The following is an 18,549-nucleotide window of genomic DNA, read 5'->3' as shown; positions in this document are numbered from 1 at the left end:
CTCAGAGAAAACCCGCAAACATGGAGGTGTCCACAAAAGGCCTTTTGAAAAAAAGAACAACTTCCCCTGATTTCATTAATATAATGTATTGCAGCACCGATTATTTTTAGACATTTTCATTCGTCCCTTTGCAGCATCAAAAGACCCGGTATGCTCCATATGCGGGTTCTTTCCATAAACCAACTGAAAAGCGGTGATAAAGAGTGAGAACCGATTCGCTTTCTTCTTTCAGCTTTCAGAATCTGCAGGAGAGCAATCTTACCTTTGAACAGGTTTTTGAACGCATCCTGCGCTTTATGTCCCGGCAGCCTTCAGGCAACTACAGGCTGATGGTTGGTACAGATTCACAGGTTCATCCAGAATCGACCCGTTTTATAACAGGGATTGTTATCCAGAATGAAGGAAAAGGGGCCTGGGCCTGTATCAGGAAAACGACTGTCCCCAGGAGGATGCAGCAGCTCCACGAACGGATTTCGTTTGAAACCTCCCTGACCGAGGAAGTTGTGGCCCTCTTTGATGACGGGAAAAAGAACAGGATGATTGATTTGGTTCTGCCCCATGTCTACAAAGGAGCTACTTTTGCGATAGAAGGACATATCGATATCGGAGCGGGACCGAGGAACAAAACAAGGGAATATGTAAATGAAATGGTTGCAAGGCTTGAGTCTATGGGTCTTGAGCCAAAAATAAAGCCGGACGCCTTTGTGGCATCCAGCTATGCAAACCGTTTTACTAAATAAGCAATTTATAGAGGGGTCTTGATCCTTTTGTTATAATTCTCTTCAGCTTTCCGGGCAACCGCCTCTGTCAGTTCCACCGTGATGGAGGGGAGGGATGAACTCAAAATGCTGTTGGCCATCTTTGCCATCAGACCCTCGGCCCTAATGGTCAGGCAGCCGGTCATGATATTGCTCCGGTTCTCTTTTTTTGCCCAAAAATAACCTTCACCAGTAATCTTTTCGTTGATCCCATCAAGATTGAAAGTCACTCTTTCCGGCTCCTGCCAGGTGACTATCTCCACCTTCAGCTGAATTTTCTTCTTCATGATGCCTACATCTGTGTAAAAGCTCCATGTTGATTCGCGGTCATTGATGATCTTATGGTCAATATATCCGGGCACAAGCGGGGCCCAGCGGTCAATATTGCTGACGAACTCCCACAAAGATTCAATCGGTATATTTACTTCCGCTTGGTGGCTGCAGGTGGCCATATATCAAACTCCCTTTTCTAAATAGGTTTATTCAACATCTTATTCTGATAAATATTTCATTATGCTTGGATGCAGCAGTTCATAAGATACTTTCCAAGCTATCCTTAAGGGTATTGATAACCAGGCCGGCATCTTCTTCTTTGATGTTGAGAGGCGGCGACAGTGCCAGGACGTTATTGAAGCCTGCCACGGTTGCTCCATTTTTCCCGATCAGCACTCCCTTCTCCCGGCAGGAGGCTATGACTTTATTGACAAGGCTGGCGTCGAGGGGTTCTTTCGTCTGTTTGCTGCTGACGAGCTCAATCCCGATCAAAAGCCCTTTCCCCCTGACATCGCCAACAAAAGGGTGATCCGCAAGACGTGAGGCAAGCTCTTCTTTCATCTTCGCCCCAAGATCAGCGGAACGTTTATACAGGTTTTCCTCTTCAAGAATTTCAAGATTTTTGAGCGCCAGTGCACAGGCAGCCGGATTGCCGCCGAATGTATTGATATGCCGGAAATAGTCGTATTCCCCGCTCCCCTTAAACGTTTCATAGATCTCTTTCTTCACAGCAGTGGCTGACAGCGGGAGATAAGCGCTCGTGATTCCCTTTGCCATTGTGATCATGTCCGGCCTGACACCGTCATGCATAAAGCCAAAAGGCTTCCCTGTCCGCCCGAAGCCGCAGATCACCTCATCAGAGATCAAAAGGGCTCCATGCTTTTCGCACACCTCCTTGACAGCCTTCATATATCCTTCCTGCGGTGTGATGATTCCGCCGCCGGTGATGATCGGCTCCATGATCATCGCGGCAATGGTCTCGCTCAGCTCCCATGTCATTGCCTGGTCAAGCGCTTTGACTGCAGGCAGTTCAGAAGGGCTGACATTGTGGACTTCATCTCTGTAAGAGTCTGGGGGCTGTACATGTATGAAGCCTGGAGAGAGCGGTTCATATTTGTATTTCCTTTGTGCCTGCCCTGTCGCAGCGAGTGATCCCATGGTATTGCCATGATATGAGCGGTAGCGTGACACAATTTTATAGCGTCCCGATTCTCCGCGCTGCTGATGATATTGCCTGGCGATTTTAAAGGCAGTTTCATTTGCTTCCGAGCCGCTGTTAGAAAAGAAAATAACATAATCCCCGCCAAGCAGATCATTCAGCTTTTCAGCAAGTCTGATAGCTGGGCCATGGCTTTGGGTCAGCGGGAAATAAGGCATTTCCTTCAGCTGTTCATATGCCGCCTCCGCAAGTTCCTTCCTGCCATAACCGGCATTAACGCACCAAAGACCCGCCATCGCATCCAAATAGCGTTTCCCGTCACTGGCAGTAATCCACGAGCCCTCAGCCTTTTCCGCGACAATGGTCGACTGCGGGCTGTAAGGCTTCATTGAATGCCAAACATATTGATCATCCTGTTCAAGCAATGTTTTATTTCCATTCACTGATTGTGCCACCCGATCTCCTCCTCATTGCAATTGAGTATTTTCAGAGTTCAAACCGAGATGTGATCATTTTCTTCTTGGTATAAAAATTCAAGCCATCTTTGCCGTTGACATGAAGGTCTCCATAGAAGGAATCCTTCCAGCCTGAAAAAGGGAAAAATGCCATAGTAGCCGGAACGCCCACATTGATGCCGAGCATCCCTGCATCCGCCTCTTCACGGAATTGCCTGATGCTCCTGGCATCGTTTGTATAGATGGTTGCTCCATTCCCGTATCTCGACCGGCGTATAAAATCCAATGCTTCGTCGAGACCGCCTGCACGGAGAAGGCTCAGTACAGGGGCGAATAGTTCTTCCTTTGCGATGGTCATATCGCCTGTCACTTTATCAAAGATCGTGGCACCAAGGAAGTTCCCGGCTGGATGCAGCTCCATTTCAGGACGTCCGTCCCGGATCAGCTCAGCTCCTTCTTCTTCACCTTTTTCAATAAGCCCTAGAACCTTTTCAAGGTGCTCCCTCCGGATGACGGGCGTCAGGAGGGCATCTTCTTCCATGCCGCTGCCAACCTTCAGATCATCTGCTTTTTTCTTAAGTTCTTTTATGAAGATGTCGTTTTCTCCGACCACGACAACTGCGCTGCAGGCCATGCACCTCTGGCCGGCACTGCCGAATGAGGAGCTGATGATATGCTGGGCCGCCTTCTCCACATCAGCATCAGGCATGACGATATGGTGATTTTTAGCACCAGAAAGCGCCTGTACCCGCTTGCCTTCTGCGGCTGCACGTTCATAGATATATTTTGCAACCCGCTGAGAGCCGACAAATGAGATGGCGGCAACCTCTTTATCCTCCAGAAGTGCATTGACAACATCATGTGCACCATGCACGATGTTCAAGACACCGGGAGGGGCTCCTGCCTCAGAGAAAAGTTCTGCCAGGCGCGCTGCCAGAATCGGCGTCCTTTCAGACGGCTTCAGAACAAATGTATTGCCGCAGGCAACTGCAAGAGGAAACATCCATAAAGGCACCATCATCGGGAAATTAAAAGGAGTGATCCCTGCAACCACGCCAAGCGGGTACCTGAACATCTCGGAATCAATATCCTCAGCGATGCCTGACAGCGACTCCCCCATCATCAAGGTCGGTGCGCCAGCCGCAAATTCCACACACTCGATGCCTCTTTGAACTTCACCGAAGGCTTCTTTAAAGGACTTTCCATTCTCCTTTACAATCAGTTCGGCAAGCTGTTCATGGTGCTGTGACAGCAGGTTGTGGTATTTGAACAGCAATCGTGCTCTCTTTGGAACAGGCACTTTCCTCCACGAAACAAAGGCCTTGCCTGCCGCCTGGACAGCAAGAATGACATCTTCAGCCCCTGAAGCGGGCACTTTCACGAGCACTTCATCAGTGGCAGGGTTAATGACATCAAAAGTATCTGCAGAGGAAGCTTCAACCCATTTACCATCAATAAAGTTTTTCAAAACCTCTGTATCATTCTGGACAGCCATCTGCTACATCTCCTTCATATGATAATTATCCATTTCAGGCCTATTTCATGACTCAATAAAAGAGCTCCGCATGAAAGGCGAAGATTGGCCGCAATGTACTAAATGCAGAATCCTTCGCTCAGCCGCTGCTATACTTGCCCGGCAGATTGCTCTTTCTGCCGGATCAAAAGCCCGCTGAAGTATTTTCGTGCATCTGCAGTACCGATCTGGATTGACTCCTGGATGCCGCTGACCGGATTGTCAAACAGGATGACAGCTCCATCCAAATCTTCCTTCACCTGCAGAATGCGAAACCCTTTTTCAATATAAAAATCAATTTTGTCTTTTTCATGCAAAAAGAATTGGTAGTCTGACATACATTCCAGCCTCCTGTTAATGAATTAAGATTTAGCAGAACGGGCGGCATTCTCCTGATCATCTTCCAGAATCCAGTCCCTGCCGACACTGATCCCGAGATATTTGCTGTCATCCGGGTCAATGATCTCAGCCTGCTGATATTTGCGGAACCACCAGTATCGGGCAAGGAGATAGTAGCAGCCTGCCCCTGAAAGGAATCCGGCGAGAAAGCTGTAGTTGGGAAGCCAGTATGCAACAGCTGCACCTATGACCCAGCTGATGAATCCTGCCAGATTGAACCCGCCCCAATACCTGAACTGTCCCTTGTCTTCATATAATGCAGGTACATTCACACGCCTTTTTCGCAGCAGATAATAATCAGCGAAAAGGATGCCGACAATCGCAGACAGGATCCCTCCTACAAAAAGGAGTACAGGGATGATCACTCCAAAGAGATTCCATGGCTGTACCACTGTTCCGACAATCCCGGCTGTAATGACTCCTGCCCAGAAAGGGAACTTAGGGCCCCCTGCGTTTGAAAAAATCGTTGCTGCCGGGACAACATTTGCCGCTGTGTTGGTGGACCATTGCGCCAGGATGATCATCACAAGGAGGATGCACAAGACCAATCCGCCCGCCGCTTTCTGAAGGGCAATGACGGGATCGTAATTCAGGACGGCAATATAAGCGATCCCGCCAATGATGATCATAAATGTCTGGGTCAGCGGCATGGCGACCATATTGCCGATCAGTGCCCCTTTATTGCGCTTGAACCAGTTTTTTTCGTTCACCGGCGCTTTGATGAACCGGGAAATGGAAGGAATATCAGCACTCAAGGTCGCCCAAAAACCCATATTGCTGAAAATTACGACGAGGAAACTAGTGAATGCGTCTACCCCTGCTGCCGGATTTTCCGCCCAGGTCCATATATTCCGTCCAGCTTCTTCAGCCGTTTGCGATAGAGATAGATACATCCAAATGGAAATCAGGATTATGACCGGAGCTGCTATGTCGGCAAAGCGCTCTATCGCTTTTATCCCAAGGCAGGTATTGACCAGCTGTACAGCTGCAAAAATAATAAAGCAGATAAACCAGTTATCGAAACCGAATAAAATATCCATGATGCCATTCATCGCAGTGGAGCCGAAATAGGTATTGATCCCAAACCACATAGAGGCGGTGATGCCCCTTGTGACTGAGGGGATATGAGTACCGATTGTACCGAAAGGGGCGCGCATATAGACCGGGAAGGAAAGGCCGTGTTCAATTCCGATGTCTGCAATCAAACTGATGAACAAGCCGATACCAAGGCAGCCGATCACCGTTGCAATAATGACCAGCGGCAATGGGAGACTCATGACCCCGGAGCCTCCGATGGCAAAGGTGGCGAGTACGACCACCATGCCCACCCACATGAATGAATAGCCGAGCGAGGTTATATTCCTGTCCTTTTGCTGGATAGGATAAAGATCAGGTGATTTCAGATGGCTTTTTTTCATACGCGTACACATCCTGTCCGGTTAATTTTTGTCACGCCCAGAAGCTGTTTAAAACCGAAAAGCTGGCTTGATGTATGCCATCATCCATATTCAGGGTATCCAGAGCCGGGAACATCGTACATACCCTGAAAACCTATTAGACTGCTAAACAGGCAGCCCGCTATCCGCAGTTTTGTGCTTATGATATCTTGCTCTTTTTAAATATTTTCCACTGCCCGCTTTTCCTGCGAATTGACGGTCTTTGATCACATATTCCCCTCTTACCAGTACGGTGACTGGTTCGCCTTTTACAGCCATCCCTTCAAATGCGCTGTAATCAACAGCCAAATGATGGGCAGCGGCAGAAAGTGTCCGTTCCTTCTCAGGGTCAAAAAGGACAATGTCGGCATCTGAACCTACAGCAATCGTCCCTTTCTGCGGATATAGGCCAAATAGCTTTGCTGCCCGCGTTGAGGTGATATCGACAAATTGGTTGAGTGTGATTCTTCCTTTTGCCGCACCTTCTGAATAAAGGAGCGTGAACCGGTCTTCAATGATCGGGCCTCCATTAGGAATTTTGGTGAAATCCTCCCGGCCGAGATCTTTCTGCCCCTTAAAATCAAAGGAACATTGGTCAGAACCTATTGTCTGAAGCTGTCCGCTTTTGAGGGCATTCCATAATACATCCTGGTTCCATTTTTCACGCAGCGGCGGGGACCACACATATTTGGCGCCTTCAAAATTTGGCTTTTCAAGGCTGGTCTGGTCAAGTACGAGATACTGCGGGCAGGTTTCACCCCAGACATCAATGCCCCTTGAACGGGCTGCAGCAATCTTTCCTGCAGCTTCTGCACAGGATACATGGACAACATACAGCTGTGAGCCTGCGAGTCCTGTAAGTTCAGCAGCACGCCCTGTTGCTTCCCCTTCCAGCTCAGGAGGCCTGGTCAGGGCATGGTAGATCGGTTCTGTATGTCCTTCCTCCAGCGCCTGTTTCGTTAGATAATCTATCACATCTCCATTTTCAGCATGCACCATGACTAGTGCTCCCAGATCCCTTGCGGCAATCAGTGTCTTAAATAGCGTTTCATCATCAGCCTGAAAGACATTTTTATAGGCCATGAAGACTTTGAATGAAGTAATTCCCTCGGAATCTATCACGTTTGGCAGCTCCGCCAGTACTTTATCATTGATTTCCCCGATCATCAGATGGAAGCTGTAATCGATGGCAGCCTTGTCTTTTGATTTCTGATGCCATTCATCAATGCTTTCCTGGAGAGGCCTTCCTTTAGAGGTCAGGCAAAAGTCTATGATGGTCGTGGTTCCGCCAAAGGCTGCTGCAATGGTCCCTGACTCGAAGTCATCCTTTGTCACAGTCCCGCCGAACGGCATATCGAGGTGAGTATGGGGATCAATGCCGCCTGGAAAGACATATTGGCCCTCAGCATTGATAATCTCTGCTCCTGAATCTTGAAGGTCCCTGCCAATCAAGGCGATTTTCCCATCTTCTATTAAAATATCAGCCTGAAATGTATCAGAAGCTGTCACTACAGTGCCGTTCTTTATTATTTTCTTCATATTCAGCACTCCTTTAACGTTTAGATAAATTATTTCGCAGCCTTGCCCCCGGCTAACACAGCCTGCCGTTCGTTCCAGGTCATGGGCGGCTGTATGTGCGGAAGCTCTACCATAGAAATCGCACCCTCCTCCGGACAGACAATGGAGCAAAGATTGCAGCCGACACAGTCTTCTTCACGGACTTTCAGATATTCTTTTCCATTTTCATCAATCAGCATATCGATGCATTGATGCGAAGTGTCCTCACATGCTATATGGCATTTATTGCAGTTGATGCAGATATCGGGATCGATCCTTGCTGCAATATTGTAGTTAAGGTCAAGATTGCCCCAATCAGAATATCTTGGTACAGATTTCCCGATGATCTCCCTGACTGATTGGATGCCCCTTTCGTCCAGATAATTATTCAGGCCATCCAGCAGGTCTTCAATGATCCGGAAGCCATGGTGCATGGCAGCAGTACAGATCTGTACGCCGGAAGCCCCCATCAGCATGAATTCAACAGCATTCTGCCAGTTTGATATTCCGCCCATCCCGGAAATCGGGACAGATATGGCCGGATTCCTGGCACATTCTGCGACCATGTTCAGTGCAATCGGTTTGACTGCCGGGCCGCAATAGCCTCCATGTGCCCCCTTGCCTCCGACATGCGGAATGGTATTCCAGGTATCAAGGTCCACCCCGGCGAGGCTGTTGATGGTATTGATCATACTGACAGCATCGGCTCCGCCTTTTACCGCTGCTTCTGCTGTTGCTGTAATATCAGTTATATTTGGGGTGAGTTTTACAATGACCGGAGTCCTTGCTGCTTCCTTTACCCAGTACGTCTGTTTCTCGACCAGCTCCGGCACCTGCCCGGAGGCAGAGCCCATGCCCCTTTCCGCCATGCCGTGCGGGCATCCGAAGTTGAGCTCAAGCCCGTCAACTCCAATGGCTTCGACTCGCTTGACGATCTCATGCCACTTTTCTTGCTTAGGTTCCACCATCAGCGACGCAATGATTGTATTGTTGGGAAACTTCTTTTTGGTTTCATAGATTTCCTTCAGGTTGACTTCCAGCGGTCTGTCAGTAATCAGCTCAATATTATTGAAGCCTGCAACCCGCTGGCCATTGAAGCTGACAGCAGCAAAACGAGAAGAAACATTTAAAATCGGCTCTCCCAGTGTTTTCCAAACCGCTCCTCCCCATCCTGCCTCGAATGCCCGCTGAACCTGATAGCCGGAATTGGTTGGCGGTGCAGACGCAAGCCAGAAAGGGTTGGGTGACTGGATGCCTGCCAATTCTATGCTTAAATCAGCCATTTGCTTCTCTCCTTTCTTCCTTCTGCATCAGCTTATGGATCGAATGGGCAGCTTGTTTACCCTGCTGGGCAGCGGTCACCACCATGGCTTCCCCTTTTCCTTTCCCGAAGACAATATCCCCGCAGGCAAATACTTTAGGGTTCGAGGTCTGGAACGTCTCCGAATCAATCAGAACAACCCCATTTTCGTGTCCAAGGCCGAATTGTGCAATCAGGCTTCCATGCCTCTGCTGCCCGATTGCTTTAACGATGATGTCAGCCGGGAGAACGTGCTCAGACCCTTCAATGGGAACAGGCCTCCTACGGCCGTCCTGATCCGGCTCGCCCAGCATCATCTGGATGCATTCAATCCCTGCAGCTTCACCCCGGTCATTGCTGATGATCTTTTTAGGTGCTGTCAGCCACCGAAACTCCACTCCATCCTGTTTGGCAAATTCATACTCAAAATCGTAGGCAGTCATTTCCTCCTGTGTCCGCCTGTAAAGGATCTTCACATTCTCCGCAGCTAGCCTTGCCGCACAGGTGGCAGCATCAATCGCCGTATTGCCGGCGCCGATTACAACTGCCCTTTTGCCGGCTATATCACTTCTCAGGCCTCCGGTCTTTGTCTGCTTTACAAATTCAATTGCATCCAAAACCCCTTCAAGCTCTTCCCCCTCTATCCCAAGGTCAGGCACTTTGGACATGCCTGCAGCAAGGACGATGCAGTCATATTCGGCCAGCAGCTCTTCAGCTGTCACATCCCGGCCAACCTTCGTATTCGTTCTGATGTCTACATTCATCCGCCTGATTTGCTCTGCTTCCCAATGGGCAATCGCCTTCGGGAGGCGAAATGAAACAATTCCGTAAGTATTCAGGCCCCCTGCTTCTGCCTCTGCTTCATAGATGACAGCCTCATAGCCAAGACGGGCAAGCTCCCTTGCAGCCGATAGTCCTGCTGGGCCGCTTCCGATGATTGCTGTTTTTTTGCCGTTGGCGGTGCCAGGGGAAAATAAGTCTTTCCCGCTTTTTATAGCCCAGTCTGTCGCATGCCTCTGAAGTTTGCCAATCAGAATAGGACTTCCTGATGAATTCAATACACAGGCACCTTCACAAAGCTCTTCAGTCGGGCAGACTCTTGAGCAGCTGGCGCCGGCAGGATTGGCATCCATTATGGTTGTGGCCGATCCCAGCATATTGCCGGTGCTGATTTTCTTTATGAAAGAAGGAATATTGATCCCGGTTGGACAGGCCTTAATACATGGGGCATCATAGCAATAAAGGCAGCGGTTAGCTTCCTGGACGGCATCCCTGTCTGAAAGTGCAGGCTCCACTTCCCTGAAATTCTGTTCCAGGTCAGTGCGCGAAATCCGCTTTTGCTTTATATCTATCACAGTGTTCCCTCCTTTCCTGCCTTTCCCAGGCAGGCAATTGTAGAGTTAATCTTTTGCATTGAGAAGATTCTTATGGAAGAAGGGCTGTCATTTCACTATACGTCTCAGGCCGGCGGTCGCGGTAGAACTGCCAGGTATCCCTGACCTCCCTGATCAGCTTCTTGTTCATTTCGCCAATGATCACTTCATCCCTATCCCGGCTGGCAGCTGCAACAAAGCTTCCTTTAGGATCCACCAGATAGGACTGTCCATAGAACTCTCCCATATTCCATGGCCCCTCATATCCAACCCTGTTGATGGCGCCCACATAATAACCATTAGCCACTGCATGGGCAGGCTGTTCAAGCTTCCATAAGTATTCTGACAGGCCGGCGACTGTCGCCGAGGGATTGAAGACGATTTCTGCGCCATTCAGCCCCAAAAGTCTTGCCCCTTCAGGGAAATGCCGGTCATAACAGATATACACGCCGATTTTGGCAAAAGCGGTATCAAAAACCGGATAGCCCAGATTTCCCGGCTTAAAATAATATTTTTCCCAGAATCCGCAGCCGTTTCCTCCTGCTGCGACATGCGGGATATGCTGCTTCCGGTACTTTCCCAGATAGGTTCCGTCTGCGTCCAGGACAGCGGCTGTATTATAATAGGTGGCTATTCCTTCCCGTTCATAAATAGGAAGAACAATAACGATCCCCAGCTCCCTGGCAAGCGCCTGAAAAAGCTTTGTTGTAGGGCCGTCCGGTATTTCCTCTGCAGCGTCATACCATTTAGTGTTTTGCTCAGTACAAAAATAGGGACCGTAGAAGATTTCCTGCAGGCACACAATCTGTGCCCCTTTTTCTGCCGCTTCCCTTACAAGCTTTATATGCTTTTCGATCGCCTTCTCCTTATGAACCGCAACCGGCTCGCTGCCGTCCACATCATGAGATGCCTGTATCAAGCCGATTTTCACATTGTCTGCCATTTCTACTCCCCCTCTGAAATAAAAAGAATCATCCTTTGCAGAACCGGGCTGTTAGCACCAGGGCATCCAGCACCATGGTTCAGAATGTTCCGTTAATCTAACATACGCAGAAAGGGCAAGTTGTAAAACTTAATTTAAAGAGAGCACATTAAAAAGGGTAGAAAGAAAACAATGAAAACAGTGTTTTCTTCTACCAAATGCACAGATCAAAGGGAGCCAGCATATAAAAAAGACTGCAGTTATCCTCCATTCTTAGCGGATAACTGCAGTCTGCTGTTTTATAGATAGGTATAAATATCAGTTTTGCGAAGAAATATTGGTGCCATAGAAGATTTCATCCATCTCTGTCTTCAGGCGGTCAGTAATCTCTTCCGCTTCTTCTGGATCCAGCTTCTCCTTTGTATAGCCAAACAGATAATTATTCAGGTCGAATTCCTTCAGTTTGCATTTTGTGTGGAAAATTTTCTCCTGATAGATATTCACATCAATCATATCATACAGGCCTTTTGCTTCATCAGGTATATAGTTCTGTATAGAGTTTATATCATGGTCGATATATAGCTTTTCACCGTTGATGTCCCGTGTAAACCCTCTGACACGGTAATCGATGGTCATTACATCCGTTTCAAAGGAGTGAATCAAATAATTCAGGGCTTTTAGAGGGGAAATTTCCCCGCATGTGGAAACATCGATATCTGCCCTGAAGGTGCTGATTCCTTCTGTCGGATGGAACTCAGGGTAGGTATGGACTGTAATATGGCTTTTATCCAGCTGCAGGACGACATTGTCAGGCAGCGGTCCTGGGGATTCCTCCAGTGATTCCTCAGGCACCTCCACTACAGGGCCTTCTGATACGAGCATCGTGACACTGGCCCCCTGCGGTACATAGTCCTGCTGGGCGACATTCAGTACATGTGCCCCGATAATATCGGACACATTAGTCAGGATTTTTGTGAGTCTTTCAGCACTATACTGTTCATCGATATAATCAATATAAGCTTCCCGTTCTTCTTTTGTTTTTGTATAGCAGATATCATACATATTAAAGCTTAAAGTTTTAGTCAGATTATTAAAGCCGTGCAGCTCAATCCGTTGCTCTGGTGTCAGTTTCATTTGCAAGATCCCCTTTAACTCTGTTAGTCTGTTGCCTTTTACAAGACAGGGCCACTTCTATTTGCGTGCTCCATAGAGAGCAATCCATGCTGTTAAGGCTGATTACTATCTAGAGTACCCTTTATAAAAGGCAAAAAAACGGATTTTTCCTAAATGTGTCCTGTTATGGGTGAATCTAAAAAAGCCTATCCTCTTTGGATAAGCTTTTTTGAGTATAATTCATTAAGCATTAACGAGTTTTTTCTTTTTGAATTCTTCCTTGATGGATTGAAGCAGCTCTTCGCTTGCGAGTATTTCATAACCCGTCAAAGCCATTGCCTTTGCCCCTAAGATCATTGCCTCCTGTGCCTGGCTGCTCATGGCCGCTTCGCGGAACTCATGGGTATGGCAGGCGAAATCTTCATTGCAGATCTTGATATAAGGATGAATGGAAGGGACAGCCTGGCTGACATTTCCCATATCGAGCGATCCTGATCCATCACGGTCTTCATGAATTTCGCCGGGATCGATGCCTAACCCGATCAGCTCTTTAGTGAATGCATCTGATAATTGCTGGTTTGTCTGCATATCGTCATACGAAAATTCATAAAAAGAAGCTTTCATTTCTGCACCCGTCTGAAGCGCGGCACCCTGGGCGCATGCTTTAACTTTTTCAACAAGTTCATTCACATAGGAGCGGCTTGATGCCCTTACATAGAACTGGGCAGAAGCATAGTCAGGCACCACATTGGCCGCTTTTCCCCCTTCAGGGATGATGCCATGGATCCTTGCATCAGAATTAATATGCTGTCTAAGGGCATTGATGCTGTTAAAAGTCTGAAGCACGGCGTCAAGGGCATTGATCCCTTTTTCTGGACTAGCTGCCGCATGGGCACTTTTCCCGAAGAATTCAAACTGTATCGCATCCATGGCAAGTGATCTGCCGCTCTTCAAATATTTGGACAAAGGATGGACCATCATGGCAACATCCAGCTCGTCGAAAATCCCATTCTCCGCCATGGTTACCTTTCCGCCCTTTGTTTCTTCAGCTGGAGTTCCGTACACAATCACTTTTCCGCCAGTTTCTCCAACAGCCTTGCTCAGGCCGATCCCGGCTGCAATGGCCATAGTGCCGATGAGGTTGTGCCCGCATGCATGTCCAACCTCCGGAAGGGCATCATACTCAGCCATCAGCCCGATTGCTGCTCCCGCTATGCCGCTGTCATAAACAGCACGAAAAGCAGTCGGAAGTCCGCAGGTTCCCTTTTCTACAGAAAATCCGTGCTTTTCCAAGGTTTCAATTAAAATAGCCGAAGACTTGAACTCCTCATGCCCGAGCTCAGGATTTTCGCCTATGTACATACTGATATTGATGAATTCCTGCTTGTTCTTCTCTATTTCGTTCTGAATTACCCGCTTCATTGTATAACCATCCTTAAAAGTGAATTTTTATTCCTTTTTTCTAGAATAACAAATAATTCGGTATTCGAAAATAATTATTTTTTAGTTCTTGCTGATTGCCTATTACAGTGGGAAAAGGTATGCTCAATTTAATTTATAGTATCCAGCTGAAAGCAGGTGATTGGATTGCAGAGTAACATCGTAAAAGAGGCATCAGCAGACGAAATTAAAAGGCTGCTTGCCGCACAGAAGGATTTTTTTGAGAGCCAGGAGACAAAGCCGGCCGGATTCAGGCTCGCTCAGCTGCAGGAGCTCAAAAATAGCATCAAAAAAAATGAACAGCAGCTGATTTCAGCATTAAGAGAAGATCTTGGAAAATCTGAGCTTGAAGCTTATTCCACCGAAATCGGGATTTTATATGAGGAAATTGGCTATACATTGAAGCATCTAAAAAAGTGGATAAAAGCAAAGAAGGTGAAGACGGCAATGACCCATATCGGCTCAAAGGGTTATATTATTCCGGAGCCATATGGATCGGCGCTCATTATCGCGCCCTGGAATTACCCGGTTCAGCTGGCCCTTTCCCCGCTCATCGGGGCGATTGCTGCCGGAAATACGGCTGTGATTAAGCCGTCTGAGCTGACTCCGAATGTATCCCGTGTGCTGTCATCGCTGATTAAGGATGCTTATCCGGAAGAATATATTTCAACAGTTGAAGGCGGTGTGGAGACCAGCCAGCAGCTGCTTGGGCAGCCTTTTGATTATATCTTCTTTACAGGAAGCGTCCCTGTAGGCAAGCTTGTGATGGAGGCAGCATCAAAGAGCTTGATTCCGGTTACCCTCGAGCTTGGCGGAAAAAGCCCAGTCATCGTCCATGAGGATGCAAATATCAGCCTTGCTGCAAAGCGGATTGTTTTCGGCAAATTTACAAATGCCGGACAGACGTGCATTGCCCCTGATTATATGTTTGTCCATGAAAAAGTAAAACAGCCGCTGCTGGAGGAAATGATGAAGTATATTAAGGAATTTTATAGTGATAGTCCTCTAGATAATGAGGATTATTCGAAGATCGTCAACAGCCGCCATTTCAGCAGGCTTGAAGCGTATTTGAGTGACGGAGAAGTCCTCTTTGGCGGAAGGGTGAATGGAGAGCTAAGAAAAATGGAGCCGACACTGATTGATGCGCCCTCTTTTGATTCGCCTGTCATGCAGGATGAAATATTCGGCCCGATTTTGCCGTTTTACGGGTATGCCAATCTCGATGAAGCCATCTCCTTTATTCAGTCGCGCCCGAAGCCGCTTGCTTTGTATTTGTTTACGGGAAGCCAGGAAATAGAAAATAAGGTTAATGGTACGGTTTCGTTTGGAGGCGGTTGCATTAATGATACTTTGATGCATATTGCGACGCCTTATCTTCCATTCGGAGGTGTCGGGGAGAGCGGGATAGGGAGTTATCACGGGATGAGCAGCTTTGGTACGTTTTCGCACTATAAAAGTGTGCTGAAGCAGACTACACTGTTTGATTTTTCGTTTCGTTATCCTTCTGCTGAGAATGGGTTGAAGCTGATTAGGAAGCTGATGAAGTGATGGGGAGGCCTGAGCCGGTTTTGGTTCAGGCTTTTGTTGTTGGTAAATCTCAATATTTTACTAAATTAGTCGAGCGTCATAATGTAGGCTGATGATCTGCACTGCAGGCACTTCTTTTTCCGCTCCAGACACTTCGCTTTCCGCTGCAATCCCGCAGGAGTCTGCGTGTCTTCCGCTCTAACCATCAGCGGGCTTTAAATTTACTTGCCAGTTTTAACTTAAAAGGAGTAATCCAGGAAGTTAATATGCAATCAGTGACAGGCTGAAAAATAAGCGGAGAAATTCCCTCTAATTTCAATAATGCTCTAACAATAGCTCAAATAGACGGAGAAATTCCTACTATAAACTTAAAAAACAGGAAAATAGCCAACTTCGCTTCGCATAACAGGAAATTCTCCGCTTATTTACACCCACCCGTGCCATATTCAGCCGTCTAAGAGGAGAATCTCCGCTTATTTTGAGGCGTGCTCCTCAATCGGATAAGAAAAATACTTTCTTTCTCCAAAAAGCCTTCCATCACTAAAGTGCCCCGTTAACAGAATAAGCCCCTCATATATCATAACCTAAATGTAAAATGTCCCTTATTATAATCAAAAACAATAATCTTTACGAAAAAAGCTTTATAAAAACAATTCAGCCAATAATTCCAGATTCCTTGCTCTGTCTTTGAAACTAAAGGTATTATTGATGACCATGATTTCGTCGGTGCCGTATTTTTCACTAATCTTGAGGAGCTGATTTCTCACTTCTTGAGGGTTGCCTATGACCATTCGGCTTCGGTTGTGTTTGATCTTTCCTTTTTGTGCAGCTGTTAAGGTCCTTTGCTGGGCTTCTTCCGGTGAGATGATTCTTGTGTCGGATCCTTTTTCAATGTCCAGGAGCCAGTGGTCCTGGCTGGCTGTGAGGTATTCGGCTTCTTCGTTAGTTGGGGCGCAGACGACGAATACACAGACATTTGTCGAAGGCTCTTTCAGCATGGCAGAGGGCTGGAAGTGACGGTAATAGTATTGGAATGCTTTTTCACCGTTTGCCGGTGTAATGAAGTGGCCATATGTGAAGCGCATGCCGTTTTCAGCTGCCATTCTTGCTCCTCGTTCGGTAATCCCCAATAGCCATAATTCCGGCAGAGTACGTAAATCCGGGTACGCTTTTACCTCCTTAAAAGGATGGTTGTCCGGCAGTGAGTTAGTTAAAAAACCCTGGAGGTCCCTCAGCTGGCCGGGGAATTCGTTCATGCTCCTCCTGATGCCGTCTGTCAGAGCCAGTCTTGTGTCAGCATCGCCGCCAGGTGACCTGCCGACACCGAGGTCAATTCTGCCCGGATACAGAGCTTCCATGACTTTAAAGTTTTCCGCTACTTTATACGGGCTGTATTGGGGAAGGAGGACACCGCCTGAGCCGACCCGTATCCTGTTGGTGACTGCCGCAATATGCGAAATCAGGACATCTGGTGAAGAACCTGCCATACCATTGGAATTATGATGCTCAGCGGTCCAAAAGCGGGTATATCCCAAGTCATCGGCAATCTGGGCCAATTGGGCGGTTTGCTTGAGTGCATTTCCGGGTGAATCTCCTTTTCGAATGACAGCTTGATCCAGCACACTTAGTTTCATATTCAATTACCCCCTTCTATAAGAAAAATCCGCTGCAGCCATACACAGCGGATTTTTATAACATCTGTTCAGCGATTAGTCTGTAAGACAGCAGCCTGTCTTCATAGTCCGTTGTCAGAGTAATGATCATAAGCTCATCTGCCCCTATCCTGCCGGCCAGGCCCTCAAGCTGTTCGGCAGCCTGAACAGGATTCCCAATGATCATTTTTTTCTTCATGTCCATTAAGAGTTCTTCTTTATTAGAGGAATTTAGCGTTTCCTGCAGACCTTCTTCCCCGCTCAGCCGATTCCTCCATGTACGGCTTTTTAAGGCCAGCTCATCTGCCTGTTCTTCCGTTTCTGCACAAATAGCATTGACAGCGGCTATGCAGTATGGGGAAGACGCATTTTTCGAAGGAATGAAAGAATCCTTATAAAGTGAAATAATTTCTTCCGGCTCCTGATCGCTCATAAAATGTCCGAAGCAATAGACTATTCCCTTCTCTGCAGCCTGCAGGGCGCTTTTGCGGCTTGTTCCCAATATCCAGGGCAGCGGGGCTGCATTAGGCACAGGCGCCGGTGCTACTTTTGAAAACATTTCATTTTGAGGATGGCTTTGGTGCAGGAAGTTCAATAGCTCGGAAATCTTGTCAGGCATTTCAGCGACACCCTTCAAGAAATTGTCGGATAAAGCCATGGACGTTTCCGCAGATCCGCCTGGAGCCCTTCCGATCCCTAAATCAATTCTTCCGGGAAAAAGTGTGGCAAGCATATTATAAATTTCAGCCACTTTGTAGGGCTTGTAATAAGGAAGTAGAACGGCGCCGCTGCCAATCCTTATATGTGCAGTCTGGGCACCGATATAGGGGAGCATCACTTCAGGGGCAGAGCAGGCAAGCCCCGGCATATTATGGTGTTCTGCAATCCAATAGCGGCTATAACCGAGACTTTCTGCTTCCTGCGCAAGCTCCAGTGAGGCTGTAAGCGCCTCCTGAGCGGTTCTCCCTTCCAGAACAGGAGATTGATCAAGTATACCGAGCTTCATCTTCCTGCCTTCTTTCTTTTGTTTTGATATTGGATTAGTTTCATTATCTATTATTCATTCTGCCTTCGCTGACAGAAATTGATCCGCTGCCGGCTGCTTTTTCTTTATTTCCAATGCCGGCCTGTTCAAGACGTTTCAATGCCTCTGAAAGCTCCATAAACCATTCCTTATCCCTGGTAAGCAAAGCTGTGTCGATAAGGGAGCGAATACCATCGGCTGAAGGAGTATAATGGCTCTTCATCTTCTCGGCCTTCTTCTTTTCAATATGGACCTTTCTGCCGATAACGTCCGGATTATCGCTGTCAACAACAAAAACTGTCACAAAATCCCGCTCAGGCACTGCGGCTTCCACGAAGCCCTGAACAAGCTCCCCATTTCGTGATTTCCCTGTGATCCATCCGCCCATTATAATGTCTTGATTGTTCATTTCATAGCACCGCCTTCGGTAGAATATTTATTTGGAAATAAACCAATTCAATTCAGATCTAATATCATTTTTGTTTTCATACCATTTGTCTGGCCGTATATTTAATCAATACCCGTAATTCCCGTGCGATAACGCATACTCCATGGATGCTCAGTAAGGTATTGCATCATGCGCCTGAACAAAGAAGCTGTTGCCTGTTCATACTGTAATAATAAAAGATACAGTTTAATATGTCAATG

The 18,549-nt window shown here is 47.4% G+C and carries 16 protein-coding genes; 2 read left to right on the top strand and 14 right to left on the bottom strand.

The features are described 5' to 3' along the window. Window positions 1-203 precede the first annotated feature (203 nt). Window positions 204-740 (top strand): ribonuclease H-like YkuK family protein, encoded by a 537-nt coding sequence (locus tag ACQCVH_RS12290; RefSeq protein ID WP_426835960.1) that lies wholly within the window; start codon window positions 204-206, stop codon window positions 738-740. Between the two features lie 5 nt (window positions 741-745). Here ACQCVH_RS12290 and ACQCVH_RS12285 read toward each other — a convergent pair whose 3' ends face one another. From ACQCVH_RS12285 to ACQCVH_RS12235, 11 genes are all read right to left on the bottom strand, one after another. Continuing rightward, window positions 746-1,210 (bottom strand): SRPBCC family protein, encoded by a 465-nt coding sequence (locus ACQCVH_RS12285; protein ID WP_426835959.1) that lies wholly within the window; start codon window positions 1,208-1,210, stop codon window positions 746-748. Between the two features lie 79 nt (window positions 1,211-1,289). Beyond that, window positions 1,290-2,645, bottom strand: a complete 1,356-nt coding sequence (locus tag ACQCVH_RS12280) for an aspartate aminotransferase family protein (protein WP_426835958.1) — start codon at window positions 2,643-2,645, stop codon at window positions 1,290-1,292. A 31-nt stretch (window positions 2,646-2,676) separates the two neighbouring features. After that, complete coding sequence (locus tag ACQCVH_RS12275) at window positions 2,677-4,140, bottom strand: CoA-acylating methylmalonate-semialdehyde dehydrogenase (protein WP_426835957.1); 1,464 nt, start codon at window positions 4,138-4,140, stop codon at window positions 2,677-2,679. 128 nt (window positions 4,141-4,268) lie between these two features. Then, window positions 4,269-4,496, bottom strand: coding sequence for a hypothetical protein (locus ACQCVH_RS12270; protein WP_224896984.1), 228 nt, complete (start codon window positions 4,494-4,496; stop codon window positions 4,269-4,271). Window positions 4,497-4,520: 24 nt separating this feature from the next. After that, window positions 4,521-5,975 carry an NCS1 family transporter gene (locus ACQCVH_RS12265; protein WP_426835956.1) on the bottom strand — a complete coding sequence of 485 codons (1,455 nt, stop codon included), beginning with the start codon at window positions 5,973-5,975 and terminating at the stop codon, window positions 4,521-4,523. A 144-nt stretch (window positions 5,976-6,119) separates the two neighbouring features. After that, the gene (gene hydA / locus ACQCVH_RS12260; protein ID WP_426835955.1) at window positions 6,120-7,532 is read right to left on the bottom strand and encodes a dihydropyrimidinase; all 1,413 of its coding nucleotides are present in this window, start codon (window positions 7,530-7,532) and stop codon (window positions 6,120-6,122) included. 29 nt (window positions 7,533-7,561) lie between these two features. Continuing rightward, window positions 7,562-8,833, bottom strand: a complete 1,272-nt coding sequence (gene preA / locus ACQCVH_RS12255) for an NAD-dependent dihydropyrimidine dehydrogenase subunit PreA (RefSeq protein ID WP_426835954.1) — start codon at window positions 8,831-8,833, stop codon at window positions 7,562-7,564. Further along, the gene (locus ACQCVH_RS12250) at window positions 8,826-10,205 is read right to left on the bottom strand and encodes an NAD(P)-dependent oxidoreductase (protein WP_426835953.1); all 1,380 of its coding nucleotides are present in this window, start codon (window positions 10,203-10,205) and stop codon (window positions 8,826-8,828) included. Before ACQCVH_RS12250 ends, preA begins: the two co-directional genes overlap by 8 nt. A 70-nt stretch (window positions 10,206-10,275) precedes the next feature. Continuing rightward, a complete protein-coding gene (locus ACQCVH_RS12245) occupies window positions 10,276-11,166 on the bottom strand; it encodes a nitrilase-related carbon-nitrogen hydrolase (RefSeq protein WP_426835952.1) in 891 nt (296 codons plus the stop codon). 297 nt (window positions 11,167-11,463) lie between these two features. Then, window positions 11,464-12,279 (bottom strand): adenosylmethionine decarboxylase, encoded by an 816-nt coding sequence (gene speD, locus ACQCVH_RS12240; RefSeq protein ID WP_426835951.1) that lies wholly within the window; start codon window positions 12,277-12,279, stop codon window positions 11,464-11,466. 222 nt (window positions 12,280-12,501) lie between these two features. Beyond that, window positions 12,502-13,680: a M20 family metallopeptidase gene (locus ACQCVH_RS12235; RefSeq protein ID WP_426835950.1), complete on the bottom strand. Its 1,179-nt coding sequence runs from the start codon at window positions 13,678-13,680 to the stop codon at window positions 12,502-12,504. A gap of 165 nt (window positions 13,681-13,845) precedes the next feature. Here ACQCVH_RS12235 and ACQCVH_RS12230 point away from each other — a divergent pair, with 165 nt between their 5' ends. Beyond that, window positions 13,846-15,246 carry an aldehyde dehydrogenase gene (locus ACQCVH_RS12230; protein ID WP_426835949.1) on the top strand — a complete coding sequence of 467 codons (1,401 nt, stop codon included), beginning with the start codon at window positions 13,846-13,848 and terminating at the stop codon, window positions 15,244-15,246. Between the two features lie 620 nt (window positions 15,247-15,866). Here the strand turns inward: ACQCVH_RS12230 and ACQCVH_RS12225 are convergent. From ACQCVH_RS12225 to ACQCVH_RS12215, 3 genes are read right to left on the bottom strand one after another with little or no spacing between them, the layout of a single operon-like run. Then, window positions 15,867-16,859, bottom strand: coding sequence for an LLM class flavin-dependent oxidoreductase (locus ACQCVH_RS12225; protein ID WP_426835948.1), 993 nt, complete (start codon window positions 16,857-16,859; stop codon window positions 15,867-15,869). A 55-nt stretch (window positions 16,860-16,914) separates the two neighbouring features. Then, on the bottom strand, window positions 16,915-17,883 hold the full coding sequence (locus tag ACQCVH_RS12220; protein WP_426835947.1) for an LLM class flavin-dependent oxidoreductase: 969 nt from the start codon (window positions 17,881-17,883) through the stop codon (window positions 16,915-16,917). Between the two features lie 43 nt (window positions 17,884-17,926). After that, entirely contained in the window at window positions 17,927-18,310 is a 384-nt protein-coding gene (locus ACQCVH_RS12215; RefSeq protein WP_426835946.1) for an IDEAL domain-containing protein, read from the bottom strand. Between the last annotated feature and the right edge of the window lie 239 nt (window positions 18,311-18,549).

Origin of the sequence: Bacillus infantis, from assembly GCF_050107595.1 — a bacterium.
GTDB classification, from domain to species: Bacteria; Bacillota; Bacilli; order Bacillales; family Cytobacillaceae; genus Bacillus_AB; species Bacillus_AB infantis_C.
Note: the sequence above shows the minus strand (reverse complement) of the source record. Positions and strands in the feature narration are given on the sequence as shown.

Coding starts and splice junctions, on each gene's coding strand:
- ACQCVH_RS12285 (WP_426835959.1), bottom strand. CDS start 1,210: ATGGCCACCTGCAGCCACCAAGCGGAAGTAAATATACCGATTGAATCT.
- ACQCVH_RS12275 (WP_426835957.1), bottom strand. CDS start 4,140: ATGGCTGTCCAGAATGATACAGAGGTTTTGAAAAACTTTATTGATGGT.
- ACQCVH_RS12270 (WP_224896984.1), bottom strand. CDS start 4,496: ATGTCAGACTACCAATTCTTTTTGCATGAAAAAGACAAAATTGATTTT.
- ACQCVH_RS12265 (WP_426835956.1), bottom strand. CDS start 5,975: ATGAAAAAAAGCCATCTGAAATCACCTGATCTTTATCCTATCCAGCAA.
- hydA (WP_426835955.1), bottom strand. CDS start 7,532: ATGAAGAAAATAATAAAGAACGGCACTGTAGTGACAGCTTCTGATACA.
- preA (WP_426835954.1), bottom strand. CDS start 8,833: ATGGCTGATTTAAGCATAGAATTGGCAGGCATCCAGTCACCCAACCCT.
- ACQCVH_RS12245 (WP_426835952.1), bottom strand. CDS start 11,166: ATGGCAGACAATGTGAAAATCGGCTTGATACAGGCATCTCATGATGTG.
- speD (WP_426835951.1), bottom strand. CDS start 12,279: ATGAAACTGACACCAGAGCAACGGATTGAGCTGCACGGCTTTAATAAT.
- ACQCVH_RS12235 (WP_426835950.1), bottom strand. CDS start 13,680: ATGAAGCGGGTAATTCAGAACGAAATAGAGAAGAACAAGCAGGAATTC.
- ACQCVH_RS12225 (WP_426835948.1), bottom strand. CDS start 16,859: ATGAAACTAAGTGTGCTGGATCAAGCTGTCATTCGAAAAGGAGATTCA.
- ACQCVH_RS12220 (WP_426835947.1), bottom strand. CDS start 17,883: ATGAAGCTCGGTATACTTGATCAATCTCCTGTTCTGGAAGGGAGAACC.
- ACQCVH_RS12215 (WP_426835946.1), bottom strand. CDS start 18,310: ATGAACAATCAAGACATTATAATGGGCGGATGGATCACAGGGAAATCA.